Raw genomic sequence first — 26,906 nt, 5'->3', positions numbered from 1 at the left:
GCCGTCCCCGCCCGGTGTTCACCAGCTGATTCCCGCCGCCACCGGCAAGTGATCGCTCCCGGTGGCCGGCAGCACCCACGAGTTCTCCGGCTTCACGCCTCTGACCAGGATCTGGTCGATCCGTACCACCGGGAACCCCGCCGGCCAGCTGAAGCCGAAGCCGTCCCCGGCCACTTCCTGGGCCGAGCGCAACCGCGAGGTGATGTCGGCGAACGCGCGGTCGTCCGTGGTGCCGTTCAGGTCGGCGAGCAGCACCACTCGCTCGCTCTGCTCGGCGGCGACGGCCCTGCCGAGCGCCCGCGCGCCTCTGTCCCGCTGGGCCGTCGAAAAACCCGCCCGTGGATTCACCCGTGCGGATCCCAGGTGGGCCACATACACCGCCAGCGGACCCTGGTCCGTGGCCACCGATGTGCGCAGCGCCCGGGTGTAGGCCATCTTGGTGTCGGCCGGCTTGGTGTCCGCCAGCGGCCCGTAGTCCATCTCGGTGTCGACCGGCCGGGTGTCCGAGAGCGGTAGCTTGCTCCACAGCCCGACCGTGCCCCGCACCGTGTGGTACGGGTACGCCTTCGCCAACCCCTTCTCGTACGTGCCCCTGGCCCGCTCGGTCAGCTCCTGCAGGGCCAGCACGTCCGCCCCGGAGGCGATCAGGTCGCGGGCGGTGCCGGCCGGGTCGGGGTTGTGGGCTCCGACGTTGTGGCCGGCCACGATGAGGTCGCTGCCCGGGTGCGACTTGTCGCCGAGCATCCCGGCGAAGAGGGACAGCCACACCACGACCGGCAGCAGCAGGGCGGCCACCGCGGTGGCGGAGCGGCGCCACAGCGCCCCGGCCAGCAGCACCGGGACGAACAGGCCGAACCACGGCAGGAAGGTCTCCACCAGGCTGCCGAGGTTCCCGATCCGGTTCGGGATCTTCGCGTGCAGCAGCATGAAGAGGCCCAGCAGCAGCGCCGTCGCCGCGAGCGCCGGGCCGCGCTTCCAGGGCCCGGGCCGTGAGCCGGCGCGGATCGCCCGTCGGATGCCCGCGCGCCAGGGACCGGCGCCGGTGAGCCGGCGAATCCGACGGGGCGTTGTTCGTTGTGATGGTGAGGTGCGAGCCATACCGCCAGTCAAGGCAGTGCGGTGTTGCCGGCAGGTATGAGGTTTTCGATATGTCGGCGATATGTGCCGACTTGTATCGTCGACCACATGCGCGTGTTGATTGTCGAGGACGAGCCCTATCTGGCAGAGGCGATCCGCGATGGCCTGCGCCTGGAAGCGATCGCAGCCGACATCGCGGGTGACGGCGACACCGCGCTGGAACTGCTGAGCGTCAACACCTACGACATCGCCGTCCTCGACCGCGACATCCCCGGACCCTCCGGTGACGAGATCGCCAGACACATCGTCGCCTCGGGCAGCGGCATGCCGGTTCTCATGCTCACCGCGGCCGACCGTCTCGACGACAAGGCCACCGGGTTCGGACTCGGGGCCGACGACTACCTCACGAAACCTTTCGAACTCCGGGAACTCGCGCTCAGGCTCAGGGCACTCGACCGCAGGCGCGCCCACCACAAGCCGCCCGTACGGGAGATCGCGGGGCTGCGGCTGGATCCGTTCCGCAGAGAGGTCCACCGGGACGGCCGCTACGTTGCGCTGACCCGGAAGCAGTTCGCGGTGCTCGAAGTGCTCGTCGCGGCCGAAGGCGGTGTCGTCAGCGCCGAAGGGCTCCTGGAACGCGCGTGGGACGAGAACGCCGACCCGTTCACCAACGCGGTGCGCATCACCGTCTCGGCACTGCGCAAGCGTCTTGGGGAGCCCTGGATCATCGCCACCGTGCCAGGCGCCGGCTACCGCATCGGCACGCGACCGCAGGCCGGAGCCGGGGGAGGAGACCGTGGATAGAGCGCCGGGATTGAGCGTTCGCCTCAAACTCACGCTCAGCTACGCCGGATTCCTCATGCTTGCCGGCGCACTGCTGCTCGCGGCCGTGTGGGTGTCCCTGCTGCGTTTCATGCCCGACGTGGGGGCAAGCCCCGATGGACCGCTGAAGCGCTCCGACTTCCTGTACATCTTCGCGCCGACCGCGGGCGCGGGGCTGGTCTTCCTGCTGGTGTTCGGTCTCGTGGGAGGTTGGATTCTCGCCGGCCGGATGCTCGCCCCCCTGACCCGCATCACCGACGCCACACGCTTGGCCATGAACGGATCGCTCGCCCACCGGATCCGGCTGCCGGGCCGCGACGACGAGTTCCGCGAACTCGCCGACACCTTCGACGCGATGCTCGCACGGCTCGAAGCGCACATCGCCGAACAGCGGAGATTCGCGGCCAACGCCTCTCACGAGCTGCGCACCCCGCTGGCGACCTCGAAGGCACTTCTCGACGTGGCCCGCGGCGATCCGGACCGCGACACCGGCGAGCTCATCGACCGCCTCCACGCAGTCAACGCCCGGGCGATCGACCTCACCGAGGCACTGCTCCTGCTCAGCCGCGCCGAGCGGCGGTCCGTCACCCGGGAACACGTCGACCTGTCCCTCATGGCGGAAGAGGCCACCGAAACGCTTCTCCCCCTTGCGGAAAGGCACGGCGTCACCGTCGAGACCGGCGGCGACATCGCGCCCACGATCGGATCGCAAGCGCTCCTGCTGCAGCTGACCACGAACCTCGTGCACAACGCGATCATCCACAACCTGCCTGAACAGGGCATGGTGTGGGTCAACACCAGCGTCCGCCCGAGGACTGTGGTGCTCACCGTCGAAAACACCGGCGAGAAGCTCACCCCACAGCTGGCCTCGACACTCACCGAGCCATTCCAGCGCGGCACCGAACGCGTATACACCGACCACGCGGGCGTCGGCCTGGGCCTGGCCATCGTCAAAACCATCACCGACACACACGACGGAACCCTCACGCTAGCCCCGCGCTCCGCCGGCGGTATCCGCATCACTGTCGAACTGCCCGCGACAGCCCCGCACGCCGGCGGGTGACGCAGCAGGGGATCCGTGAGACATCGTGGGCTTCCCGACCGACGCGGTCACATTGCGCCATGTCTCGCACCTCGTTTTCCGGCCAGCCCGTCGGTCCGCGTTCCGTGGAAACCGAGCCATCGCGGCCACAGCGATGGCAATTCCTTTACTGCGATGGTAATTCCTTTACTGCTCGCGGGGAACCGGCGTGGGCGGCCGGATGGGAAGCGGCTGCTGGTTCCGATATAAACTAAAACATGGATAAACAGTTGGTGAATATTGATCAAAAGGTCGCGGGGGAGAAGTCCGAGGGGTGGGGAGGCCTCGAAAATAAGGCGTTGTCCAAAACCTCGCGGATGCAGTACCAGGTGAATCCATTTTGCCCTGTTTTGCGCATCGTTGCATCAGTCAACGTTTTATTGCCTCCGTCTTGACCTGCAATGACGGCGACTCCTACGTTTTTGCCGCCGCATTCAGGCGTTTCACCTGATGTAGGGGGTGAGGGAATGTGTGCCGCAAAATCAACCATGGGGCGGGGTGTCGAAGGCTGTGAGGTTGTCGGGTCGGTGGCCTCGCTTTTGCCGGTCGGGCAAAGGTGGAACGCGGGTATTCCGTGACGGCTCGACGTGGCCCGGTCGGTGCTGCGTGAATATCGGTAGGAAGACATTATCTTCAAGGATTGTCTGGGTCGGCATCGCAATGGCGTTCGCTCGGGCTCGTCAGCGGGCCTTGAACATGGCAGTGCGGGAATGTCGGCCAGGGAGGGAGGCGGCGCGCATGGCTCTACCCCAGGAACGCAGGAGGAGTGACGTCACCCAGCTGCTGCGGCACGGTTTCACCAGCCCCTCGGCGGCCCGGCGGCTGCTGGACGCGCCTGCGTTGGCCGGAGTGCGCGGCGATCCGGTGCTGCTGGACGGGCTCGGGGCGACCGCGGACCCCGATCTGGCGTTGCGCGGGCTGGTACGGCTGGTCGAGGCGCTTCCGGAGGCTTTGGAGGACGGGGACGACAAGGAGCGCGCCGACTCGCGGCAGACGCTGCTGGACACCCTGGTCGCCGCCGAGCCGCTGCGCGACCGGCTGCTCGGGGTGCTGGGGGCGTCCGAGGCGCTGGGCGACCATCTGGCCCGGCATCCGCGGCACTGGCGGGCGCTGGTGTCGTACGAGGCGGCGGACCCGCCCCCGACCACCGCCGGCTTCGAACAGGCACTGGCGGAGGGGGTCCGGGGCGAGCCGCGGGCGGGGCTGCCGCGGCCGGACGCGCTGCGGGTGGCGTACCGCCGGGCACTGCTGGCCATCGCCGCGCGCGAGGTGTGCGGCACCACCGATGTCACCCGGGCCGCCGCCGAACTGGCGGACCTGGCGACGGCGACGCTGCGGGCCGCGCTGGAGATCGTGGCGGAGGAGCAGCCGGAGGACGCCGCGGCCTGCCGGCTGGCGGTGATCGGGATGGGCAAGTACGGCGGGCGCGAGCTGGATTACGTCTCCGGCGTGGAGGTCGTCTTCGTCGCCGAGGCCGTGGACGGGACGGACGAGGCCAGGGCGGTGCGGGCGGCCACCCGGCTGGCCTCCCGGCTGATGCGGATCTGCTCGGACGTCACGGCCGAGGGCACCATCCGGCCGGTCGACGCCGGCCTCCGCCCGGGAGGGCCCGACGGGCCGCTGGTGCGGACGCTCGCCGGCCACCTGGCGTACTACCAGCGGTGGGCCAGGACCTGCGAGTTCCAGGCGCTGCTGGAGGCCCGGCCGGTGGCGGGCGACAGCGCGCTCGGGCAGGTGTACGTGGACGCGCTGACGCCGATGCTCTGGCCGGCCGTGGAGCGGGAGAACTTCGTGCCGTACGTGCGGCAGATGGGCCGCCGGGCGGGGGAGAACACCCCCGCCGCCGAGGACGACCGCGAGCTGGAGCCGGACCCGGCCGGCCTGCGCGATGTGGAGTTCGCCGTGCGATTACTGCAGTTGGTGCACGGCCGGTCCGACGAGTCGCTGCGCGGCGGCACCACACTGGACGCGCTCGCGGCGCTGGCGGCGGGCGGCTACGTGGGCCGTTCGGACGCGGCGGCGCTGGACGAGGCGTACCGCTTCCTGCGCTCGATGGAGCACCGCGTCCAGCTCCATCGGCTGCGCCGCACCCCTCTCGTACCGGAGGGCGAGGCGGATCTGCGGCGACTGGGGCGGTCGCTCGGCGCCGTCTACGACTGCGACCGTCGTACCGAACCGGTGAGCGAGCTGGTCGCGGCGTGGCGCCGGTACGCGCGCGAGGTGCGGCGGCTGCACGTGAGGCTGTTCTACCGGCCGCTGCTGGACGCGGTGGCGCAACTGCGGCAGGGGGAGGCCCGGTTGAGCTCGCAGGCGGCGGGCCGGCGGCTGGCGGCGCTGGGCTACGCGGACCCGGCCGCCGCCCTGCGTCACCTGGAGGCTCTGGCGTCCGGGACGACCCGGGAAGCGGCCGCGCAGCGTACGCTGCTGCCGGCACTGCTGGACTGGTTCGCCGATTCCGCCGACCCGGACGCCGGGCTGCTCGGCTTCCGCAAGGTCTCCGACGCGCTGGGCAAGACGCCCTGGTACCTGCGGTTGCTGCGCGACGAGGGGGCCGCCGTGGAGAACCTGGCACGGGTGCTCTCCGCCGGGCGGCTCCCCCCGGACCTGCTGCTGCGTACCCGCGAGGCGGTCGCCCTGCTCGGCGACCCGGAGCGGCTGCGCCCGCGCGGGAGAGCCCATCTGGAGCAGGAGGTGCTGGCCGCGGTGGCCCGCTCCGACGGCGCCGAGCAGGCGGTCGCGGTGGCGCGCGGGGTGCGGCAGCGCGAGCTGTTCCGTACGGCGGCGGCGGATGTGATCGAGAGCGCGCGGCTGGTGAACGGGGCGATCCGGCCGGCCGTGAGCCGGCCGGAGGCAGCCGGCGTCGGTGCCTCGGCCACCCCGCCGACGGCGCGGGCCCCGCACGGCGCGCGGCCCGCGGCCGGGGTGCCCGGCGCGCCGCGCGACTCCGAGCCGCACATCCCGGCCCGTCCCTCGGGCCGGACCTCGCTGCCCGAGGAGCCCGCGAGTCCGGGGGCCCTGGTCGACATGGTCGGCGACGCCCTCTCCGATCTGAACGCCGCGATCCTCGCCGGCGCCCTGCGCGCCGCCGTCCGCGCAACCTGGGACGACGAGCCGCCCACCCGCTTCGCCGTCATCGGCCTCGGCCGCTTCGGCGGCCACGAGCTCAGCTACGGCTCGGACGCGGACGTGCTCTTCGTCCATGAGCCGCGCGAAGGGGCCGACGAACAGGAAGCCGCCCGCGCCGCCTTCGCCGTGGCCAACGAGACGCGGCGGCTGCTCCAACTCCCGACCGTCGGCCCGCCCCTGCTCATCGACGCCGGCCTGCGCCCCGAAGGCAAGTCCGGTCCGCTGGTGCGCACCCTCGCCTCGTACGCCGCCTACTACCGTCGCTGGGCGCTGATCTGGGAGAACCAGGCGCTGCTGCGCGCCGAACCCGTCGCGGGCGACCCCGGTCTCGGCGCGCGCTTCATCGAGCTGATCGATCCGCTGCGCTATCCGCGCCAGGGCCTGGGCGAGGACGCGATCCGCGAGATCCGGCGGCTCAAGGCCCGCATGGAGTCCGAGCGGCTGCCGCGCGGCGCAGACCCCACCACCCACACCAAGCTCGGCCGAGGCGGCCTCAGCGATGTCGAGTGGACCGTCCAGCTGCTCCAGATGCGCCACGGCTGGGCAGAGCCCGGTCTGCGCACCACCCGCACCCGCGAGGCCCTGGCCGCCGCCCGCGCCGCCGGGCTGATCCCCACCGAGGACGCCCGGACCCTGGACGAGGCGTGGGTGCTGGCCAGCCGCGTCCGCAACGCCGTCATGCTGGTCCGCGGCCGCCCCGGCGACACCTTCCCGACGGACGTCCGCGAACTGGCCGCGGTGGGCCGCTACCTGGGTTACGGCCCGGGACGTGTCGGCGAGATGCTGGAGGACTACCGGCGCACCACGCGGCGCGCCCGCGCCGTGGTGGAACGCCGGTTCTACGACCACGCGAGCTGACCACCTCGCCAGACGGGCCGGTTCCGGGGCCGGAGCGGCCCGAACGCGGCCGGCCACCCGCCACCCGCGCCCGCGCGGTCGCGGGTGGCGGCGGTCGCGGTGTGGGCCTTCGAGGTTCGGCTCGGCGAGCACTGCCGGGAGATCGAAGGTCTCCCAGCGCAACGGGACATGTGACATAGTACTGCCGTGGCCACTCCTCTTCGGATCGTCATTGTGGGCGCGGGCATCGTCGGCGCGGCGACAGCCCGTGCCCTGGTCCGCGCCGGCTGCGACGTGACCGTCGTCGACCGCGGCTCCACGGCCGGGGGAACCTCCGCGGGTGGTGAGGGCAATCTGCTCGTCTCCGACAAGGAACCCGGCCCCGAGCTGCGGCTGGCGCAGCGTTCGCTCGCCGCCTGGGCGCGGATCGAGGCCGAGTTGCGCGACGAGCTCCCCGCCGGATTCCCCGGCCTCGAACTGGAACGCAAGGGCGGCCTGGTGGTTGCCACGACCGAGGCGGGCGCGGAGGCTCTGCTGGCGTTCGCGGACACCCAGCGAGACGCCGGAGTGCTGGCCGAGACGGTGGACGACACCCGGGCTCATGAGCTCGAACCCGACCTGACACCGCACAGCACCGCCACGGTGTTCTACCCCGAGGACCTGCAGGTGCAGCCGGTGGCCGCGACCGAGGCCCTGCTGGCCGCGGCCCGCCGACACGGCGCGCGCGTGCGACAGGGCGTCGAGGTGACGGGACCGGTGCTGTCGGCGGGCCGGCTCGTCGGCGTACGGGTGGATTCGGGAAGCCTGCCCGCCGACGCCGTGGTGCTCGCCGCCGGACCGTGGTCCGGCCTGGTCGCCGAGCGGCTCGGCGTTCTTCTCCCGGTGCGTCCGCGCCGCGGCACGGTGCTGGTCACGTCGCGGATGCCGGTCCGTGTACGGCACAAGGTGTACGACGCTGACTACGTGGGCGCGGTCGGCTCGGGCTCGGCCGACCTGCAGGTCTCCAGTGTGGTCGAGTCGACGGCCGCCGGGACCGTCCTGATCGGCTCCTCCCGGGAGCGCCGCGGCTTCGACGAGCGGATCGAGGCCCGGGTGCTCGCCGCGCTGGCCGCCAAGGCGCTGCTCCTGTTCCCCTTCCTGGCCGCCGCGCAGGCGATGCGCGCCTACGGCGGGTTCCGGCCGTTCGTCCCCGACCACCTGCCGGTGATCGGTGCCGACCCGCGACTGCCCGGTCTGTGGCACGCGACCGGGCACGAGGGCGCCGGGATCGGCCTGAGCCTGGCCACCGCCGAGCTGCTGCGCGACCAACTCCTGGGCGGTGCGGCCGATCCGCTGGCCGCCGAGTTCCGCCTGGACCGCCCGACCCTGCTGCCGCATCTCGAAGGGGCCGCCCGATGACGGGGATACATATCGAGGTCGACGGTGAGCGGATCGCCGGGTTGGCCGGACAGAGCATCGCCGGGCTGTTGCTGGCCGACGGGCGGGTGGCCTGGCGGCGAACCCGCACCGGCCGCCCCCGCGGCGTCTTCTGCGGGATCGGAGCCTGCTTCGACTGCCTGGTGACCGTCAACGGGCTGCGTGACGTGCGGGCCTGCCAGCGGCGGGCCGTGGACGGGGACAGGGTCGACCTCCAGGAGGACGACCGTGACTGAGGTGCTCGTCGTGGGCGGGGGACCGGCCGGCATGGCGGCGGCGCTGGCCGCCCGCCGCCACGGTGCCCGTGTCGTCCTGCTCGAAGCCGGCGCCGACATCGGCGGGCAGTACTGGCGGCATCTGCCGGGCGGACGCGCCGACCCGGGCGAGCGCCTGTGGCATCACGGCTGGGACCGTTTCGTCGCGATGCGCGACGATCTGCTGGGCGACGACGGCTGCGAGGTCGTGACCGGCGCGCACGTCTGGTCGGTGGAGCGGCGTGACGGCGCCCCGCCGCTGGTGCACGTGTTCGTCGGCGAGCCGGACGGGCAGGGGCGCGAGCCGCGTACCTTCGATCCGGCGGCCCTGGTGCTCGCGACCGGGGCGTACGAGCGCACCCTGCCGTTCCCCGGCTGGGACCTGCCCGGGGTCTTCACCGCCGGGGCGGCGCAGGCGCTGGCCAAGGGCGAGCGGGTGGCCGTCGGGCGCCGCGTCCTGGTGGCGGGCGCGGGGCCGTTCCTGCTGCCCGTGGTCGCGAGCCTGCTGCGGATCGGGACCGAGGTCGCGGGGGTGGTCGAGGCGGCCGGCCCGGCGCAGCTCGCCGGGGGCTGGGCGACCCGGCCGTGGCAGCTGCTCGCGGCTCGGCGCAAGGCCGGTGAACTGGCCGGGTACGCCCGGCAATTGGTCGCCCACCGGATTCCGTACCGGACCGGCGCGGCAGTCGTCGCGGCGCACGGCACCGATCGGGTGGAGGCGGTCACCGTGGCGCGCCTGACCCGCGACTGGACGCCGGTCCCCGGTACCGGACGACGGATCGAGGCCGACGCCGTCTGCGTGAGCCATGGCTTCGTCCCGCGCACCGAACTCGCCCTGTCGGCCGGCTGCGCGGTGGACGTGGACGGCGCGGTCACCGTCGACGAGCGGCAGCGTACGTCGGTGCCCGGGGTCCTGACGGCCGGAGAGCTGACCGGCATCGGCGGCGTCGACCTGGCCCTGGCGGAGGGCGAGATCGCCGGGAGTGTCGCCTCGGGTGGCGTGCCCGCACCGAGCGCGGTCCGCGAGCGGGCGGTCTTCCGGAAGTTCGCCGCGCGGCTCGCCGCCGCGCACGGCATCCGCCCCGGCTGGCGCGCCTGGCTGGACGACGACACCGTGGTGTGCCGCTGCGAGGACGTCACCGCGGGCGCCCTGCGCCGGGCCGCGGAGCTGACCGGCTCCCGCGGGCTGCGCTCGCTCAAACTGACCACCCGGGCCGGCCTGGGCCTGTGCCAGGGCCGCACCTGCGGCCGCACGGTCGAGTCCATGCTCACCGGTTCGAACGGACCCGGTCTGCTCGACCCGGGCCGTACCGCCCACCGGCCGATCGCGATTCCCGTGCGCCTGGGCGAACTCGCGGCTTCGGCCAGGACCAGCAACCGAGAGGACGTCCCATGAGTTCCGCACCGACCGATCTGCGCGGGGTGATCGTCGCCACCGCGCTGCCCTTCAAGGAGAACCCGTCGGCCCCCGCCGGGCTGGAGGTCGACTACGACCGTTACGCGGAGCACTGCGACTGGCTCATCGGGGAGGGCTGCCACGGTGTCGGTCCGAACGGATCGCTCGGCGAGTACTCCGCGCTGACCGACGCGGAGCGTCGCAAGGTCGTCCAGGTGGCGGTCGAGGCCGTCGGCGGGCGCGGCGTCGTGGTGGCCGGGGTGCACGGGCCCGGCTGGCACCAGGCCCGGCACTGGGCCGAACTGGCCGCCGAGGACGGGGCGGACGGTGTACTGGCGCTGCCGCCGACGATGTACCGGGCCAGCGGCGAGCAGGTCGTCGAGCACTACACGAAGATCGACGAGGTCGGGCTGCCGATCATGATCTACAACAACCCGATCGACACCAAGGTGGATCTCGTCCCCGACCTGGTGGCGGAGATCGCCCAGCTGCCCAACGTGAGGGCGATCAAGGAATTCAGCGGGGACGTGCGTCGGCTGTTCGAGATCACCGAGCGGTGCGACATCGACGTCGTGGCCGGCGCCGACGACGTGCTGTTCGAGCTGATGGCCGACGGGGCGGTCGGCTGGTTCGCCGGCTTCCCCAACACCTTCCCGGCCGAGTCGGTGGCGATCTACGACCACATGCTGGCCGGGCGCTTCGAGGAGGCCCGGGAGCTCTACAAGCACCTCGTCGCGGTATTCCGGTGGGACTCGCGCACCGAGTTCGTGCAGGCCATCAAACTCGGCATGGACATGGTCGGCCGATACGGCGGCCCGTGCCGCCCGCCGCGCGGCCCGCTCTCCGCCGAGCACGACGCGCAGGTGCGTGCCGACATGCGACGGGCCATCACCGCGCTCGAGACGCGCCGCGCGGTGGCGGTCTGAGATGCGTACATCGCGGTTGTTCTCCGCCGTCGACTCGCACACCGAGGGCATGCCGACCCGGGTCGTGACCGGAGGCATCGGGGTGATCCCCGGCGCCACCATGAACGAGCGGCGGCTGTACTTCGCCGAGCACCTCGACCACATACGGCGGCTGCTGGTGAACGAGCCGCGCGGTCATTCGGCGATGAGCGGCGCCATTCTGCAGCCGCCGACCCGCCCCGACGCGGATTTCGGCGTGGTGTACATCGAGGTGTCCGGGTGCCTGCCCATGTGCGGGCACGGCACGATCGGGGTGGCCACGGTGCTGGTCGAGACCGGGATGGTCGAGGTCGTCGCGCCGGTGACGAGCATCCGGCTGGACACCCCGGCCGGGCTGGTGGTGGCCAACGTCGCGGTCAAGGACGGGCATGCCGAGAGCGTCACGCTGGAGAACGTGCCGGCCTACTGCGACCGGCTCGACGAGACCATCGAGGTGCCCGGCCTCGGCGAGGTCAGGTACAGCCTGGCGTTCGGCGGGAACTTCTACGCGATGGTGGACCTCGACGACGTGCGGCTGCCGTTCGACCGGCAGCGCAAGGACGAGATCCTGAGCGCCGGGCTGGCGATCATGGACGCGATCAACACGTCCGCGCCGCCCGAGCACCCCCAGATCGACGGTGTCGGCCACTGCCACCACGTGGAGTTCATCGCGCCCGGTTCCGACGCTGTGCATTCGCGGCACGCCATGGCCATCCATCCGGGATGGTTCGACCGATCGCCCTGCGGAACCGGCACGTCGGCTCGGATGGCGGAGTTGCACGCACGCGGTGAGCTTCCGCTGCACCAGGATTTCGTCAACGAGTCCTTCATCGGCAGCCGGTTCACCGGCCGTCTGGTCGGAGAGACCACGGTCGGCGGCCTTTCCGCGGTGCTGCCGACCATCACCGGCCGGGCCTGGGTGACCGGGATCGGCCAGTACATGCTGGACCCGACCGATCCGTATCCGGCCGGTTTCGAATTCTGAGGGGCAGGGCGGACGCCCCGTGGCGTTTCGTCACCGGGCCAGGACCGGGAGGGGGTACCGGTCCGCACCCGCGCCCCCGTGGGCCGAACGTCGTGGCCGGCGAATGCGATACTCGGCACGTCGTTGGCCGACGAGGGTTGGCGGGGTGTGACATTTCAGTGGTGGGAGGACGGCGCGGATGAGCTCATCAATCATCGGCCCGGTGTCGGTGGGGGCGAGCCTGCGCGGCACGGTGGAGGACGCGGTGGCCGCGGCCATCGTCTCGGGCGAACTGGCCCCGGGGGCCCTGGTCACCGCGCCGACGCTGGCCGCGCGTTTCGGGATCTCCGCCACCCCGGTCCGTGAGGCCCTGCTCAACCTGCAGGGACGCGGGTTCGTCGACGTGGTGCGCAACAAGGGTTTCCGGATCACCGAGGTCAGCGAGCAGGACCTCTGGGAGATCGTGCGGTTGCGCCAGTTGCTGGAGGCGCCGCCGATGCGGGAGATCGCGCGGACGCTGCAACCGGAGGCCGCTGCCGACCTGCGGCGCAAGGCGCAGACGATCGTGGACTCGGCCGCCGCGGCCGATCTCGCCGCCTACCTCGCCGCTGACATGGCCTTTCACCTGCGCCTGCTGGAACTGCACGGCAACCGTCGGCTGATCGCGATGGTGAAGGACCTGCGGCAGCAGACCCGGATGGTGGGTCTGGCGGACATGATCGGTACGGCCGAGCTGGCCCGTTCGGCCGCCGAGCACCACAGCCTGGTGGATCTGCTGGAGGCACGTGACGGGCGGGGGGCGGAAACACTGGTCACCGCCCACATCGGGCACGTGCTCGGCTGGTGGAACGGCCGCTCGGAGGACTGAGACACCGGTGTGACGAGCCCGTCCGGCCCAGCCGGGCGGGCCGTCGGCGCGCGCCCGCGAACAGGAAGGCCGGCGCGCAAAATCCCCGCCGAAGCTCTTCTCCCGGAAGGTGTCACATACTACTGTCCTCTCAAGCGACCGGGATCGCAGTGATCCCGGTCCCTCTGTGGGACCGGTTCGCGGCTGCCCCGCTCTGCCCGCCTGCCCACCGGATTCGCAGTGCGTCTGCTCACCGTTTCCGCACGTAGTCGTTGGTCCGCCGGCCCGTCATCCGTCCCGCTCGTCCGGACGGCCGGGCTGCTCGCACCCGACCGGAAGGTAGGACCCCTTGAAGAGAACCTCGTCTTCAGCGGCGCTCGCTGGGCTGACGGCCGGCGTACTCGCCCTTTCGGCATGCACCGGCGGTGGCTCCACGTCGACGGGTGCCGGCGGTGGGGGCGGTGGGACCGCGGTCAAGGGCGGGACCGTGCAGGTCCTGCAGTCGACCGACTTCTCCTACCTCGATCCGACCCGGGGCTTCGACGGCGGCGTCAACGCGTTCTACCGCCTGATCTACCGTCAGCTGATCACCAAGGCACCCAACGACGCCAAGAACCCCAACGCGATGGTCCCCGACCTCGCGCAGAGCCTCGGCAAGGTCTCCGCCGACGGCCTGACCTGGACCTACAAGCTCAAATCCGGGATCAAGTTCGACACCGGCGCGACGATCACCTCCAAGGACGTCAAGTTCGGCATCAGCCGCGGCTGGGACCCGGAGATCGGCATCGGCTCGCCCTACCTGAAAAAGCTGATCGACGCGCCGAAGGGCTACCAGGGGCCGTACCGCTCGGGTGACTTGCCCACGATCGAGACGCCCGACGACCGGACCATCGTCTTCCACCTCAAGGCTCCCTTCCCCGAGTTCGACGCGGCGCTGTCCCAGTCGAGCGGCACCCCGTTCCCCGCCGGGACCGGCGGGGGCGACTCATTCATCAAGGACGTGATCTCCTCCGGTCCGTACGACCTGGAGCAACTCGTCCCGGGCAGCGTGATCCAGCTCAAGCGCAACCCGCACTGGGACCCGAAGAGCGACACGGTCCGCAAGGCGTACCCCGACGCGTGGCGCTTCACCGTCGGCGTCGAGGGCGCCACCATCGACGAGCGTCTCATCGCCGGCCAGGGCGCCGACGTCAACGCGATCTCCGGCAGTGTGCAGACGGCCACCGTCGCCCGCCTGCGGACGCCCCAGCTCAAAGCGCGCACGGTCACGGCACCGTCGACCTGCCTCACGTACATGGGTCTCAACACGACGAAGAAACCGCTCAACGACGTGAAGGTGCGTCAGGCCGTCAACTACGCGGTGGACAAGGGCTCGGTGCTCAACGCCACCGGCGGCAGGCAGTTCGCGACGATCTCCCACAGCATTCTGCCGAAGACGGTCTCCGGGCACGTCGATTACGACCCCTATCCGAGCGCGGACAACGCCGGTGACGTGGCCAAGGCCAAGCGGCTGCTCACCGAGGCGGGTTACCCCGACGGCTTCACGATGACCCTGGACGTACGCGCGAAAGAAGTCGACCGGAGCAGGGGCGAGGCCATTCAGCAGGCGCTCAAGCGGGCCGGTATCGAGGTCAGACTGAACGTGATCGACGCGGCGACCTACTACGAGACGATCGGCACACCGTCGCAGCAGCACGACGCGGCGATCACCGGTTGGTGCCCGGACTGGGCGTCGAGCGCGTCGACGTTCCTGCCGCCGCTGTTCGACGGCCGGCACATCACCGCCAAGGGCAACCAGAACGTCGCCCAGCTCGACGACGACGCCGTCAACGCCGAGATCGACCGCATCGGCGCGATGACCGACCTGGCCGCGGCGAACAAGGCATGGGGCGAGCTCGACAAGAAGATCATGGCGCTGGCCCCCTTCGTCCCGCTGAACGTCGAGAACCGCATCTACCTGCCGGGCACCAACGTGGCCGGGGTGATCGTGCCCAGCGGCGACGTCGACTACGGGATCATCGGTCTCAAGGACCCGGCGAAGGGCTGACATGACGATCCCGTCAACCGGTCCGCGGGTGCCGACGGTGTCCGCCCCGGGCACCGCCGGCACCAGGCCCGACCCTCGCCGGAGCGTGACGCGGACCCTGCTGCGCGACCCGGTGGCCGTGGCCTGCCTCGGCTACATCGCACTGATCGTGCTCATGGCGGTGTGCGCGCCTCTCATCGTCCGGGTCAGCGGCTGGGACCCGTACGAGTTCGACCAGAGCGCCATCGACCCCGACCTCGGCGGTATGCCCGTCGGGTCCTGGGGCGGCATTTCCGGGTCCCACTGGCTCGGTGTCGAACCCGGCAGCGGCCGGGACATCTTCGCGCGGATCGTGTACGGAGCCCGCTCCTCGATGCTCATCGCACTCGGCGCGACACTGCTCACCACGGTGCTCGGCATGGTGTTCGGCCTGCTGGCCGGATACTTCGGCGGCCGGACCGACATGGTGATCTCGCGCGTCATGGAGTTCCTGATGGCGTTCCCCGCACTCATCTTCATGATCGCCGTGCTGTCCGCACTGCCCGCGGACGACCGGCAGTACCTGCTGGTCGTGGTGATCTCGGTGTTCGGCTGGCCGTACCTGGCCCGGATCGTGCGAGGACAGACCATGTCGCTCAAGGAGCGCGAGTTCGTCGAGGCGGCCCGCGCGTCCGGTGCCTCCCGCACCACCATCGTCTTCACCGAGATCCTGCCCAACCTGCGCTCGACCGTCCTGGTCATGGTGACCCTGGCCGTACCCGGTTACATCGGCACCGAGGCCGGGCTGTCCTTCCTCGGTGTCGGCCTGGTGCCGCCCACGCCGTCCTGGGGGCAGATGATCTCGAGTTCGGTGAGCTGGTACGCGGTGGTCCCCACGTACTTCCTGGTACCGGGTCTCTTCCTGGCGCTGCTGGTGCTGTCCTTCATGGTCCTCGGCGACCGCATCCGGATCGCCGCCGAGCCGGGAGGCCGCTCATGACCCGCTACGTCGTGCACCGCGTGCTGGGCATGCTGCTGGTGCTCTTCCTGGTCTGCCTGTTCACCTACATCATCTTCTTCGCCCTGTCGCCGGACCCGGCCGTGCAGATCTGCGGCAAGAACTGCACCCCGGAGCGCATCGACCAGATCCGTGCCAACCTCGGCCTGACCGACCCCTTCCCGGCCCAGTTCCTGAACTTCCTGCAGGGGCTGTTCCTCGGCCGTGACTACGGCGGCGGCCCGTCCGCGGTGCACTGCCCGGCACCCTGCCTCGGCTACTCGTTCCAGACCTCTCAGTTCGTCACCGACATGGTCGTGCAGCGGCTGCCGGTGACCGCGGTGGTCGCGCTCGGCGCGGCCGTGCTCTGGCTGGTCATGGGCGTGATCGGAGGTCTGCTCAGCGCGGTGCGCGAAGGAAGGTTCACCGACCGGTTCATCGCGGGGCTCACCCTGGGCGGCATGTCGATCCCGAACTACGTGCTCGCCCTCGCCCTGCAGTACGTGCTCGTGGTGTGGCTGCAGTGGCTGCCCTTCCCGCAGGCCGTGCGGTTCGCCGACGACCCGGGGCAGTGGTTCCTCAACTTCATCATGCCGTGGACGGTGCTGGCGATCGGCTACGCCTCGTCGTACACCCGGCTCACCCGGGCCAACGTCATCGACACCCTGGAAGAGAACTTCGTGCGGACCGCGAAAGCCAAGGGCCTGCGCCCGGACCTGGTGTGGCGGCGGCACGCGCTGCGGCCGGCACTGACCCCGATCGTCACGATCGCGGGCATGGACTTCGCCGGTCTGCTCGGCGGCGCGCTGATCACCGAGACCGTCTTCGGGATCAACGGCGTCGGCAAACTCGCGGCGGACTCCATCACCAAGAACGACCAGCCGGTCATCATGGCCGTGACGCTGCTCGCCGCGTTCTTCGTCGTGGTCGGCAACATGGCCGTCGACCTCGTCTACTCCGCGATCGACCCGCGGGTCGGAAAGGGCGCGGCGTCATGAGCGACCTGCTGCGCGTGCGCGACCTGACCGTCGCCTTCCACGGCAAGCCGGTGGTCGACGCCGTCGACTTCGCCGTGCCGCCCGGCGGCGCCCTCGGCATCGTCGGCGAGTCGGGCTCCGGCAAGTCCATGACCAGCCTCGCGATCATGGGGCTGCTCCCGAAGGGCGCCACCCGCGCCGGCCACATCGAGTTCGACGGCACCGACCTCACCACACTGAACGAACGCCGGATGCGCGCCGTTCGCGGCGACCGGATCGCCATGGTGTTCCAGGACCCGCTCTCCTCGCTGAACCCGTACTACACGGTGGGCACGCAGATCGCGGAGGCCTACCGCTCCCACCGCTCCGACGTCAGCCGCCGGGCAGCCCGCAAGGCGGCGATCGAGGCGATGGAACGCGTGCACATCCGTGACGCCGCCCGTCGCGTCGACGAATACCCGCACCAGTTCTCCGGCGGCATGCGCCAGCGCGTGATGATCGCGATGGCGCTCACCACCGAGCCGAGCCTGATCATCGCCGACGAGCCGACCACCGCGCTCGACGTCACCGTCCAGGCCCAGATCCTCGACCTGCTCGCCGAGGTACGCCGTGACACCGGTGCCGCGCTCATCCTCATCACCCATGATCTCGCCGTGGTCAGCGAGGTCGCCGACACACTGATCGTCATGCGGCACGGCAAGGTCGTCGAGTCCGGCACGGCCGAGCAGGTCTTCTCCGACCCGCGGCACCCGTACACCAGGGCACTGCTCGACGCGGTCCCGCGGATCGACGATGAGATCGGCGAACTACAGACCCTGGGAGGCGACACATGAGCCCCGAACCACTGCTGCGGGCGCGGGACCTGGTCAAGGAATTCCCTGTCGCGGGCACGGCCGGACTGCTGCGCCCCGCGCGCAGGTTCACCGCCGTCGACACCGTCTCCTTCGACCTCCACGCGGGCAGGACCCTCGCGCTGGTGGGGGAGTCCGGGTCGGGCAAGTCGACCACCGCGCGGCTCGCCGCCCGGCTGATCGACGTCACGTCGGGCACCGTCCACCTCGACGGCCGCGACATCACCGCCCTGCACGGGCCGGACCTGCTGGAGGTACGCCGCCAGGTGCAGGTCGTCTTCCAGGACCCGTTCTCGTCGCTCAACCCGCGGCACACCGTCGAGCGGATCGTCACCGCGCCCCTGCGTTACCAGAAACGGCCGATTCCCGGAGGCACCCGGTCCGTCGCCCGCGCGCTCATGGAACGGGTGGGGCTCGACCCCGATCACGTCGGCCGCTACCCCGCGCAGTTCTCCGGCGGGCAGGCCCAGCGCATCGGCATCGCCCGCGCCATCGCCGTGAATCCGCGCGTACTGGTCTGCGACGAAGCGGTTTCGGCGCTCGATGTCTCGGTGCAGGCGCAGATCATCAACCTGCTGCGCGAACTCCAGCGCGAGGAGGGCTTCGGCTGCCTGTTCATCGCCCACGACCTCGCCGTGGTCCGGCAGATCGCCACCAGCGTCGCGGTGATGACGGGCGGCCGCGTGGTGGAGGCGGGCGAGCGGGACGCGGTCTTCGACGACCCGCAACACGAGTACACCCGCGAACTGCTGGCCGCCGTGCCGCGGATCCGCCCCGAGTGGGACGCGCGTCGGCGCTCCAACGTAACGGGGGCCACCACATGAACCTGGAGTACCCCCTGCCCGGCGCCTGGGTCCGCGAGTTCACCATCGCCGCGCCACTGGACTGGTCCGATCCCGGCGGCGAGAGCATCGAGCTGTTCGTCCGGGAGTTCACCGACCCCGACCGTCGCCACGACGACCTGCCGCTTCTGACCTACCTGCAGGGCGGCCCCGGCGGAGCCAATCCCCGGCCCGCCCCGGTGGGAGGCTGGCTGCCCGAGGCCCTGGCACACTACCGCGTCGTTCTGGTCGACCAGCGCGGCACCGGGCGAAGCACCCCGGTCGACGGTACCGACATCGCGGGCTTCCCCCATGCCCGCGCCGCGGCGGACCACCTGCTGCGCTTCCGGGCCGACTCGATCGTGCGCGACCTCGAACATATCCGGACCCGGGCTTACGACGGCAAGCGGTGGGCCACCCTCGGACAGAGCTTCGGCGGGTGGATCACCCTGACCTATCTGTCCCACGCCCCCGAGGCGCTGACCGCCTGTTACGTCTGCGGCGGGATCCCCGGCACACCGCCCGATCCGGACGAGGTCTACCGGCGCACGTTCGAACGGGTGGCCGACAAGACCGCCGACTTCTACCGGCGCTACCCGCAGGACATCGCCGCGGTCGCGGCGATCGCCGACCGGCTCGCCGCCGGTGAGGTGACGCTGCCCGACGGCTCGCCACTGTCGGTGCGCCGGTTCCAGACCCTGGGCGGGGAGCTCGGCTTCGGAGCCGGCCACCAACGCCTGCACTGGCTGGTCTCCGAGGCGATCCGCCGAGACGGCCGTTTTGACGACACCTTCCTTCAGACCGTGCTGGTCAAGACGTCGAACGCGGGGAACCCGCTGTTCTGGACCCTCCAGGAGTCGATCTACGGCGACGGCGCCAACGGCCCCTTCCGCTGGTCGGCCCAGCGCGAACGGGACCGGCGGCCGGAGTTCGCCGAGGACCGCCGGCCACTGCTGTTCACCTCGGAGATGACGTTTCCCTGGATGTTCGAGGAGGTCCGGGCGCTGCGGCCGTTCGCGCCCGCGATGGCCGAACTCGCCGAGCAGGAGGTCTGGAGCCCGCTCTACGACCCGGCCCGGCTCGCGGCCAACGACGTGCCGCTGGCCGCGGCGGTCTACGCCGACGACGTGTTCGTCGACGCCGGGCTGCAGCGCGACACCCTGACCCGGGTCGGCAACGCCCAGACCTGGGTGACCAACGAGTACGAACACGACGGCATCACCGACGGCCGGGTGCTGCGCCGGCTGCGGGAGATGGTCCGTGACCGAGGAGGCGAAAAGCGTTGACCGAGACGACCACCCCGCCGTACGCCGGTACCAGGCCGCCGCGGCTGGCCGACGAAAGCCCCGGCTTCCTGGCCCGTATCGGGCACGGCTGGGCCGAACGCGACGTCCCGGCGCCGGTGAGTCCGGCCGCGGCACGGGCGGCGGCCGAGCACCGGGCCCGGTTGAGCGCCTGCCTGCCGGACCGGACCCTGGTCCTGGCCGCGGGCCGCGCCAGGCGCCGCAACGGCGACGCGGACTACCCGTTCCGGGTGGACAGCGACTTCCTCTGGGCCACCTCGTGCCAGACCGAGGGCGCGGTCCTGGTGATGACACCGCGCCCGGGCGGCCACGACGCGGTGCTGTACATGCCGGCTCCGGCCCGGCCCGGCGAACGTGACTTCCACGCCAGCGCGGCGCACGGGGAACTGTGGGTCGGCCCGTCGGCGGGGCTCGCGGCGTGGTCGGCCGCGCTGGATCTGCCGGTGCGGCCGATCGACGACCTCGGCGAGCGGCAGGGCGGCCAACCGGACGAACTGCGTACCGTGCTCTCCGACCTTCGCATGATCAAGGACGACTGGGAGATCGCACAGCTGCGTGAGGCCGTGGACCACACGGTCACCGGATTCGCCGCCGTCGCCGACGAGATCCCGCGAGCCGTCGCCGACGCCCTGGGGGAGCGCTGGCTGCAGGGCACCTTCGACCGGCACGCCCGAACCTTCGGCAACGGGCCCGGCTACAACACCATCGTCGGCTCCGGCGAGCACGCGCCGATCCTGCACTGGGTCCGCTGCGACGGCCCGGTCCGGCCCGGTGAGACCCTGCTGCTGGACATGGGCGTCGAAGCCAACTCGCTGTACACGGCGGACGTGACCCGGACGATCCCGGTGGCCGGCTCCTTCACACCGGCCCAGCGCCGGGCGCACGACCTGGTCGAGGCCGCCCACCGGGCCGGCATGGACCAGGTACGCCCCGGCGCCACCTACACCGACTTCCACTTCGCCGCCATGGAAGTCCTGGCCCGCGGCCTGCACGACTGGGGGTTGCTGCCGGTCTCGGTCGACGAGGCGCTCGCCCCCGAGGGCCAGCAGCACCGCCGCTACCTCGTCTGCGGTATCGGCCACCACCTGGGCCTGGACGTGCACGACTGCGGCTCGTCGTCGTACGAGCGGTACCAGGGCGCGTCGTTGCGGCCCGGCATGGTGCTGACGGTCGAGCCCGGCCTGTACTTCCACGCCCACGACGAGACCCTGCCCCCGGAACTGCGCGGAATCGGCGTACGTCTGGAGGACGACCTCCTGGTCACCGGGACCGGGCACGAGGTGCTGTCGGGCGCGCTGCCGATCGACGCCGCCGGGCTCGAGAAATGGGCGGCCCGATGACCCGCGCGCGTCCCTTCGCCCTGCGGGACGTGGAGTTGCTCGACGGGGTGCACTCCCGGACCCGGGACCAGATGCTGCATCTCGCCAGGGAGTTCCCGGTGGACCGGGTGCTCGCGGTCTTCCGGGCCAACGCGGGGCTCGACACCCGCGGGGCACTCCCGCCCGGCACCTGGGAGGACTTCGGCCATCCGGACGAGCGGGCGTGGTCCGAGGCCGACTACCCCGGTCCGGGAGTGGCACCCACGGCGAGCCTGCTGCGCGGGCACTACGCGGGGCACTTCCTGTCGATGCTGTCGCTGGCGTACGCCTCGACCGGTGAGGAGCTCCTGCGGGGCAAGGCGAACGAGATGGTCGCGGGCCTGGCCGAGGCGCGCGACGCGCTGGCGGCGACCGGGCGTTACAGCCATCCGGGCTTTCTGGCGGCGTACGGCGAGTGGCAGTTCTCGCGGCTGGAGGACCTGGCTCCGTACGGGGAGATCTGGGCCCCGTACTACACGTGCCACAAGATCATGGCCGGTCTGCTGGACGCGTACGAGCTGACGGGCTGCCGGCAGGCGCTGGAGATCGCCACCGGCATGGGCCACTGGGTGGCCGGCCGGGTCCTGCGGTTGGACCGGGCGCGGTCGCAGCGCATGTGGTCGCTCTACATCGCCGGCGAGTTCGGCGGAATGAACGAGACCATGGCGAGACTGCACCGGATCACCGGCGAACCGTCGTTCCTGCGCACCGCCGGGGCATTCGAGGTCGACCGCGTGCTCGACGCCGCGGTCGAGGGCCGTGACGTGCTCGACGGCATGCACGCCAACCAGCATCTCCCGATGCTCGTCGGACACCTCGACCAGTACGACGCCACCGGCGACCGCCGCTACTTCGACGCCGTGGTCGCCCTCTGGGACCAGATCGTGCCCGGCCGGATCTTCGCCCACGGCGGCACCGGCGAGGGCGAACTGTGGGGCCCCGCGAACACCGTGGCCGGGTTCGTCAAGCGACGCAACGCCGAGACCTGCGCCACCTACAACCTGCTGAAGATCGCCCGCTCGCTCTTCGGACACACCCTCGACGTCCGGTACGCCGACTACGCCGAGCGTGCCTCGCTGAACCACATCGTCGGCTCCCGCGCGGACGTCACCTCTGACACCGGTCCCGAGGTCCTGTACATGTACCCGGTGGACCCGGGCGCCGTCCGCGAGTACGACAACGTCGGCACCTGCTGCGGCGGCACCGGGCTGGAGAGCCACGTCAAACACCAGGAATCGGTGTGGTTCCACGCACCGGGGCAGCTGTACGTCACGCAGTACGTACCCTCGCGGCTGCGCCGGGCCGACGGGGAGGTGACCCTGCGGACCCGGTACCCCCGCGACGGGAAGGTGGCGATCGAGTTCGGTCTCGCCTTCTCGGGCGAGTTGCTCCTGCGCATCCCGCCCTGGGCCGCCCGTCCCCGGGTCGACGGCGTGGAGACGCCGGTGCCGGACACCGGATTCGTGACACTGCGGCGCGATTTCCGCCCCGGCGACATCGTCGAACTCGACCTGCCGATGCCGCTGCGGCTGGTGCCCACCCTTGACGACCCCACCCTGGTCAGCCTGGAACTCGGCCCCACGGTCCTGCTCGCGCGCGACGACGCCACCACCACCCTGCAGGTCGCGGCGGCCGCCCATCGGCGTCTTGACGGCAGCGTCGCCGGGCACACCACCGACGGCGACCTGGTCTCGGTGCTCGGCCGTACCTTCGAACCGGCCTGGTCCGGCGGGGACCACCGCTACCACATGTACCTGCGCCTGGCCGATCCGGAGATCGCCTTCCTGGGCAGCGCACCCGGGGTACCCGACCGCCATGACTCCGACGGCTGGTCGTTCCTCACCGGACTGTGGGCGGACGGCGGATACGCCGACGTCGGAGCGTTCTTCACCGCGGTCCACCGGGGGGTGGTGCGGGCGGCCCGGTCCGGGCTGCTGAGCCGGGACGAGGCGGTCGCGGTGTTCATGGCGGCGACCGCGAGCACCCTCGACGGCCCGCCCGTGCCCCGCCGCGGTGTCATCGGCCCGGACTCGGCGGACGTTCCACGCGTGACCCGGCGGACCTCGGCGGACGGGCAGCAGGTCGAGGACGTCGTCGAATGGTCGCTCCCGGCGGACGTCGGCGTGGGCGATCCGCTGCCTGTGGTCCGGGTGGAGGTCACCGGCGACCGCGCCCCGTCCGGGTGGTACACCCGCGGGCCGGGCTTCGCGGTGACCTCGGTCTCGTCCGCCACTGTGGAGGCCGCGGTGGACGAGGGCGCGTGGCAGCCCGCGACCGGTGTGATCGCGCTGGACCGAGAGGGCCGGTACGTGCTCCGGGGCCGGGTCACCGACTCCTCCGGCCGGACCGTTCACACCACTCGCGAGGTCGCCGTCGACACACGGCCCCCGTCGGTGCGTGCCGAGGTCCGTCCGCTCGGGCCGAGCAACGTCGAGGTGACCCTCCACGCCGACGACGACGTGTCCGGCGTGGACCGCGTCCAGTGGCGTACCCCGGAGACGTTCTGGGGCGTCTACCAGGAGCCCTTCACCAGGGCGCTGCGCGACGAGCCGCAGACCCTCGAGTTTGTCGCCACCGACCGTGCCGGGAACACGACACCGGTCCAGCGGGTGGAATTGCCGCCGCGGCGGTGAGAACTCCGGTCGATTGGCCCGAACAGAACGTTGCCGAAAGGGTTTTCTTACCTCAGTGTCAACAAGTAATAGACGCCCCGTCCATCGGTGTCGGCCTTCACGTGCTCACCGGAATCCACCGCGTCCACCGTCGTTCTCCGGTGCGCGGAACAGGCCGGAAAACCGACGTGGCGCTCGTCCATCATCGGCCCTCAATGGGATGGTGTTTCCGCCATGAAGCTTCTTCGCTCTCGATTACGGCCACTGTGCCTGGCTGTCGTACTGACTCTCACGCTGGTGACCGGTGCGTCCGTCGCGCCGCCGGCGACGGCGCGCGCCTCGGCCCCCGCCGCGAAGTCCGTGTACATCCCGGCGAGATGGACCCAGTCGGGCGAGGTGCCCTGGTCCGCCTCCCGGAGCCGGGAGTCCACCAACTTCGTCCTGCTGTGGGGCGAGAAGTCCGGCACCAATCCCGTGTCGGCGCCCGCGCCGTACAACTTCGACCCGAACAGTGTCATCACCCAGCTGGAGAACCTCTACAGCTTCTACGTCAACACGATGGCCTTCACACCGGAGACCGGGCTGCTGGCGCAACACAAGATCATCGTGATCGTCACCCGGACCTGGAACCGCACCGAGCTGGACGCCTGGGCCACCGGCGGATCGGTGGACAACAGGGTCGGCATCATCAACGTCGCCCCGGGGGCCGCGCTGCCCGGGTCGTGGGGCCTGGCGCACGAACTGGCCCATGTCTTCCAGAACTACACGTTTCTGGGCCGGTCCGGTGCCGGCTTCGTCGATCCGAGCGCGGGCACGTTCTGGGAGACCGGCGCCGAGTTCATGGCGATGCAGGCGCTGCCCACCACCGCGGCCGGAGACCTGACGCGCTGGCTGCGTTCGGAGAATCTGTACTGGAGTTCCAGCCGGCACCACTACGGCAACTGGATGCTGGCGCAGTACATCAAGGACCGCGACGGACTGGCCATGTTCAACCGGATGTGGAACGAGGCGCGCAGCACCGAGCATCCGCTGGAGACGTACCGCCGGATCACCGGCATCAGCCAGTCCGAACTGGGCCGACGGATCGGCGAGTACGCCACCCGCACCGTCAACTACGACTTCGGCAACCGCTCGACGCTGATGCCGTTCATCACGAACGTGTACGGCGCGGGCTTCCTCAACGCGTACAACGGAGGCAACGTCGAGGCCGTCGACCAGAGCCTGAGCCACTACCGGATCAACGCGCGGGTGGCGCCCTCGGACTACGGCTTCAACAAGATCAAGCTTGTGCCCTCGTCGCCGGGCGGGCTGGTGAAGATCCGCCTCAAGGGGCACGCGGAGACCGGCGCGAGCGGCTGGACGTTCGGGCTGGTGGCGATGCGCAACGGCACGGCACGCTACTCGGCGCTGAGCTCGGGCACCGACGGGCAGATCAGTTTCCAGCTGCAGTCCGGCGAGAGCGAGGTGTGGCTGGTGGTCACCGCCACACCGACAGCGGTGCCCCACTACGGCTTCCTGGACGGATACACCAAGGCCCGGCGCTTTCCGTACGAGTTCCGCCTCTCCGGTGCCACCCCGTCAGGCTTCGAGCCCGGCCACGTCAAGCCGGCCGCGACCGGCGGCGGGCACTGGCACTCCAACGGCGGCGGCTGGGTCTCGAACACGGCCAGCGTCGCCGCCACCGCCTACGTCGGTCCGAAGGCCGCGGTCTACGCCGGTACGGTCACCGGCAACGCCCGTATCGAGGGGCTCGGCTGGGTCAACGGCGGTACCGTCGGCGGCAACGCCGTGGTCAAGGACAACGCACTGATCCAGGGTGGTGCCAACCTGTCCGGGAACATCGTCGTCGGCGGGGACGCCGAACTCGCCATGACCTGCGGTGCCGGTACCTACCTGATGTTCAATCCGGACCGGCGCTGTGACGGTGCCGGCGGTGAGCCCGACGTAAACCCGTCGTACACCGCCTTCCCCAGCGCCGATCTGGCGATCTCCTCGTGAATTGAGTCGGAGATTCGCCGCAGGGGCTCCGTGGGGAAGTCCTCCACACCGGCCGGCCGTTGGCGTGGGGTCCGCACTCATGAGGTGGGAGACCGGAACTCGCACCGCGCGGGTTCCGGTCGCGCACCCCGCAGTCCCGGCCGGACGCACCACGGCACTCGCACGCCCGGTCAGGGACGGGATCACCGGCCGCCTGCCCGTCGCCGCCGCCGGACGGTGGCGCGGAGGGCACCGGATGACAGCGGTCCTGGATCAGTAGCCGTAGATCATCTTGTAGGCGACCTCGGGGAGGAACTGTCCGGCCGTGGATCCGGCCCCGACGCCGCAGTTGCCGTCGGACTCGCCCGGCGTCTTGACCCACAGGAGCATCTCGGCGCCTCCGCCCAGCCGGGTGGGGGTGCCGATGCGGCGGCCGGAGGGGTTGCACCACTGGCCGTCGGAGCCGTTGCCGTTACGGCTGGTGTCCACGACGAACGGCTTGGTGTAGCCGTAGCGGGCGTTGAGTTCGCTGTTGACGGAGTTGCCGTAGGCCGTGTTCTCGGCAGTGGTGAAGTAGTTGGAGATGTTGAGCGAGAAGCCGTGGGCCTGTCGGAGGCCGGCTTCGTGGAGACGCTGGGCCATGGTCGCCGGGGTCGCCCAGACCGGGTTGCCGGCATCGAGGTAGACCCAGGTGTTGGGGGCCTGGCGGTTGAACTCGGCGAGGGCGCCGGTGAGCATGCTCTCGCGTTCGTCGATCTGCCCCTGCGTCATGCAGCCGTAGTCCCCGAGGGAGTCCGGTTCGAGGAGGACGACGGCCGGGCGGTTGGCGATCCCGCCGGCGAACTGCGCGATCCAGCTCGCGTAGGCGGACGGCGAGGCGGCTCCGCCCGCGGAGTGTCCGCCGCAGTAGTCGCGGTTGTAGATGTTGTAGGCGACGAGGACGGGCAGCTTGTCCCTCTGGTCCGCCGCCCCCGCGTACGCGCCCGTGGCCGTGCCGATGGTGCCGCTCCAGGAGCCGAACCAGCGGGCCATCGGAGTGTTGGCGATGGACGCGCCGATCGCGGCCGCCCGGCCGTCACCGGGGTTGGCGGCGGCCCACCGCTTCGGGCTGGAGTCGGGGTCCGCGTAGAACCCGCTGGTCATAGTCGTGGGGTCGGCCGCGTGGGCGGACGGTGCGAAGGCGAGCGCCAGCGGCAGAGCGGCGAACGCTGCCATGAGGGCGCGGATTCTGCGGCGCATGACT

21 protein-coding genes are annotated in these 26,906 nt (G+C 71.1%); 19 read left to right on the top strand and 2 right to left on the bottom strand.

The window, feature by feature from the left end; translation table 11 throughout:
* Window positions 1-18: 18 nt before the first annotated feature.
* Window positions 19-1,098: an endonuclease/exonuclease/phosphatase family protein gene (locus tag ACU6P3_RS01370; RefSeq protein ID WP_447195520.1), complete on the bottom strand. Its 1,080-nt coding sequence runs from the start codon at window positions 1,096-1,098 to the stop codon at window positions 19-21.
* An 87-nt stretch (window positions 1,099-1,185) separates the two neighbouring features.
* On the opposite strand from ACU6P3_RS01370, the gene ACU6P3_RS01365 reads away from it, so the two are divergent.
* From ACU6P3_RS01365 to ACU6P3_RS01275, 19 genes are all read left to right on the top strand, one after another.
* Complete coding sequence (locus tag ACU6P3_RS01365; protein ID WP_447195519.1) at window positions 1,186-1,881, top strand: response regulator transcription factor; 696 nt, start codon at window positions 1,186-1,188, stop codon at window positions 1,879-1,881.
* Window positions 1,874-2,962 (top strand): sensor histidine kinase, encoded by a 1,089-nt coding sequence (locus ACU6P3_RS01360; protein WP_447195518.1) that lies wholly within the window; start codon window positions 1,874-1,876, stop codon window positions 2,960-2,962. Before ACU6P3_RS01365 ends, ACU6P3_RS01360 begins: the two co-directional genes overlap by 8 nt.
* Window positions 2,963-3,198: 236 nt before the next feature.
* Complete coding sequence (locus tag ACU6P3_RS01355) at window positions 3,199-3,375, top strand: hypothetical protein (RefSeq protein ID WP_447195517.1); 177 nt, start codon at window positions 3,199-3,201, stop codon at window positions 3,373-3,375.
* Between the two features lie 343 nt (window positions 3,376-3,718).
* Window positions 3,719-6,964: a bifunctional [glutamine synthetase] adenylyltransferase/[glutamine synthetase]-adenylyl-L-tyrosine phosphorylase gene (locus ACU6P3_RS01350; RefSeq protein ID WP_447195516.1), complete on the top strand. Its 3,246-nt coding sequence runs from the start codon at window positions 3,719-3,721 to the stop codon at window positions 6,962-6,964.
* A gap of 186 nt (window positions 6,965-7,150) precedes the next feature.
* Complete coding sequence (locus ACU6P3_RS01345) at window positions 7,151-8,341, top strand: NAD(P)/FAD-dependent oxidoreductase (protein WP_447195515.1); 1,191 nt, start codon at window positions 7,151-7,153, stop codon at window positions 8,339-8,341.
* A complete protein-coding gene (locus ACU6P3_RS01340; RefSeq protein WP_447195514.1) occupies window positions 8,338-8,595 on the top strand; it encodes a 2Fe-2S iron-sulfur cluster-binding protein in 258 nt (85 codons plus the stop codon). Before ACU6P3_RS01345 ends, ACU6P3_RS01340 begins: the two co-directional genes overlap by 4 nt.
* Entirely contained in the window at window positions 8,588-10,006 is a 1,419-nt protein-coding gene (locus ACU6P3_RS01335; protein WP_447195513.1) for an FAD/NAD(P)-dependent oxidoreductase, read from the top strand. The genes ACU6P3_RS01340 and ACU6P3_RS01335 overlap by 8 nt, the downstream gene beginning before the upstream one ends.
* Entirely contained in the window at window positions 10,003-10,932 is a 930-nt protein-coding gene (locus tag ACU6P3_RS01330; RefSeq protein ID WP_447195512.1) for a dihydrodipicolinate synthase family protein, read from the top strand. Before ACU6P3_RS01335 ends, ACU6P3_RS01330 begins: the two co-directional genes overlap by 4 nt.
* A gap of 1 nt (window position 10,933) precedes the next feature.
* Window positions 10,934-11,935: a proline racemase family protein gene (locus ACU6P3_RS01325; protein ID WP_447195511.1), complete on the top strand. Its 1,002-nt coding sequence runs from the start codon at window positions 10,934-10,936 to the stop codon at window positions 11,933-11,935.
* Window positions 11,936-12,113: 178 nt separating this feature from the next.
* A complete protein-coding gene (locus tag ACU6P3_RS01320; RefSeq protein ID WP_030755075.1) occupies window positions 12,114-12,782 on the top strand; it encodes a GntR family transcriptional regulator in 669 nt (222 codons plus the stop codon).
* A 466-nt stretch (window positions 12,783-13,248) separates the two neighbouring features.
* A complete protein-coding gene (locus tag ACU6P3_RS01315; protein ID WP_447195510.1) occupies window positions 13,249-14,808 on the top strand; it encodes an ABC transporter substrate-binding protein in 1,560 nt (519 codons plus the stop codon).
* Between the two features lies 1 nt (window position 14,809).
* The gene (locus tag ACU6P3_RS01310) at window positions 14,810-15,766 is read left to right on the top strand and encodes an ABC transporter permease (protein ID WP_447195509.1); all 957 of its coding nucleotides are present in this window, start codon (window positions 14,810-14,812) and stop codon (window positions 15,764-15,766) included.
* Window positions 15,763-16,761 (top strand): ABC transporter permease, encoded by a 999-nt coding sequence (locus tag ACU6P3_RS01305; protein WP_447195508.1) that lies wholly within the window; start codon window positions 15,763-15,765, stop codon window positions 16,759-16,761. Before ACU6P3_RS01310 ends, ACU6P3_RS01305 begins: the two co-directional genes overlap by 4 nt.
* Window positions 16,758-17,573 (top strand): ABC transporter ATP-binding protein, encoded by an 816-nt coding sequence (locus ACU6P3_RS01300; protein WP_344274773.1) that lies wholly within the window; start codon window positions 16,758-16,760, stop codon window positions 17,571-17,573. Before ACU6P3_RS01305 ends, ACU6P3_RS01300 begins: the two co-directional genes overlap by 4 nt.
* A complete protein-coding gene (locus ACU6P3_RS01295) occupies window positions 17,570-18,415 on the top strand; it encodes an ATP-binding cassette domain-containing protein (protein WP_447195507.1) in 846 nt (281 codons plus the stop codon). Before ACU6P3_RS01300 ends, ACU6P3_RS01295 begins: the two co-directional genes overlap by 4 nt.
* On the top strand, window positions 18,412-19,698 hold the full coding sequence (locus ACU6P3_RS01290; RefSeq protein WP_447195506.1) for an alpha/beta fold hydrolase: 1,287 nt from the start codon (window positions 18,412-18,414) through the stop codon (window positions 19,696-19,698). Before ACU6P3_RS01295 ends, ACU6P3_RS01290 begins: the two co-directional genes overlap by 4 nt.
* Complete coding sequence (locus ACU6P3_RS01285) at window positions 19,695-21,056, top strand: aminopeptidase P family protein (RefSeq protein WP_447195505.1); 1,362 nt, start codon at window positions 19,695-19,697, stop codon at window positions 21,054-21,056. The genes ACU6P3_RS01290 and ACU6P3_RS01285 overlap by 4 nt, the downstream gene beginning before the upstream one ends.
* Window positions 21,053-23,707 (top strand): beta-L-arabinofuranosidase domain-containing protein, encoded by a 2,655-nt coding sequence (locus ACU6P3_RS01280; protein ID WP_447195504.1) that lies wholly within the window; start codon window positions 21,053-21,055, stop codon window positions 23,705-23,707. Before ACU6P3_RS01285 ends, ACU6P3_RS01280 begins: the two co-directional genes overlap by 4 nt.
* A gap of 213 nt (window positions 23,708-23,920) precedes the next feature.
* Window positions 23,921-25,684, top strand: coding sequence for a DUF6055 domain-containing protein (locus ACU6P3_RS01275; protein ID WP_447195503.1), 1,764 nt, complete (start codon window positions 23,921-23,923; stop codon window positions 25,682-25,684).
* Window positions 25,685-25,936: 252 nt separating this feature from the next.
* Here ACU6P3_RS01275 and ACU6P3_RS01270 read toward each other — a convergent pair whose 3' ends face one another.
* Entirely contained in the window at window positions 25,937-26,902 is a 966-nt protein-coding gene (locus ACU6P3_RS01270) for a glycoside hydrolase family 6 protein (RefSeq protein ID WP_447195502.1), read from the bottom strand.
* Between the last annotated feature and the right edge of the window lie 4 nt (window positions 26,903-26,906).

The sequence above is a fragment of the Streptomyces hebeiensis genome (genome assembly GCF_052983195.1).
This window is presented reverse-complemented; position numbering and strand designations above follow the sequence as displayed.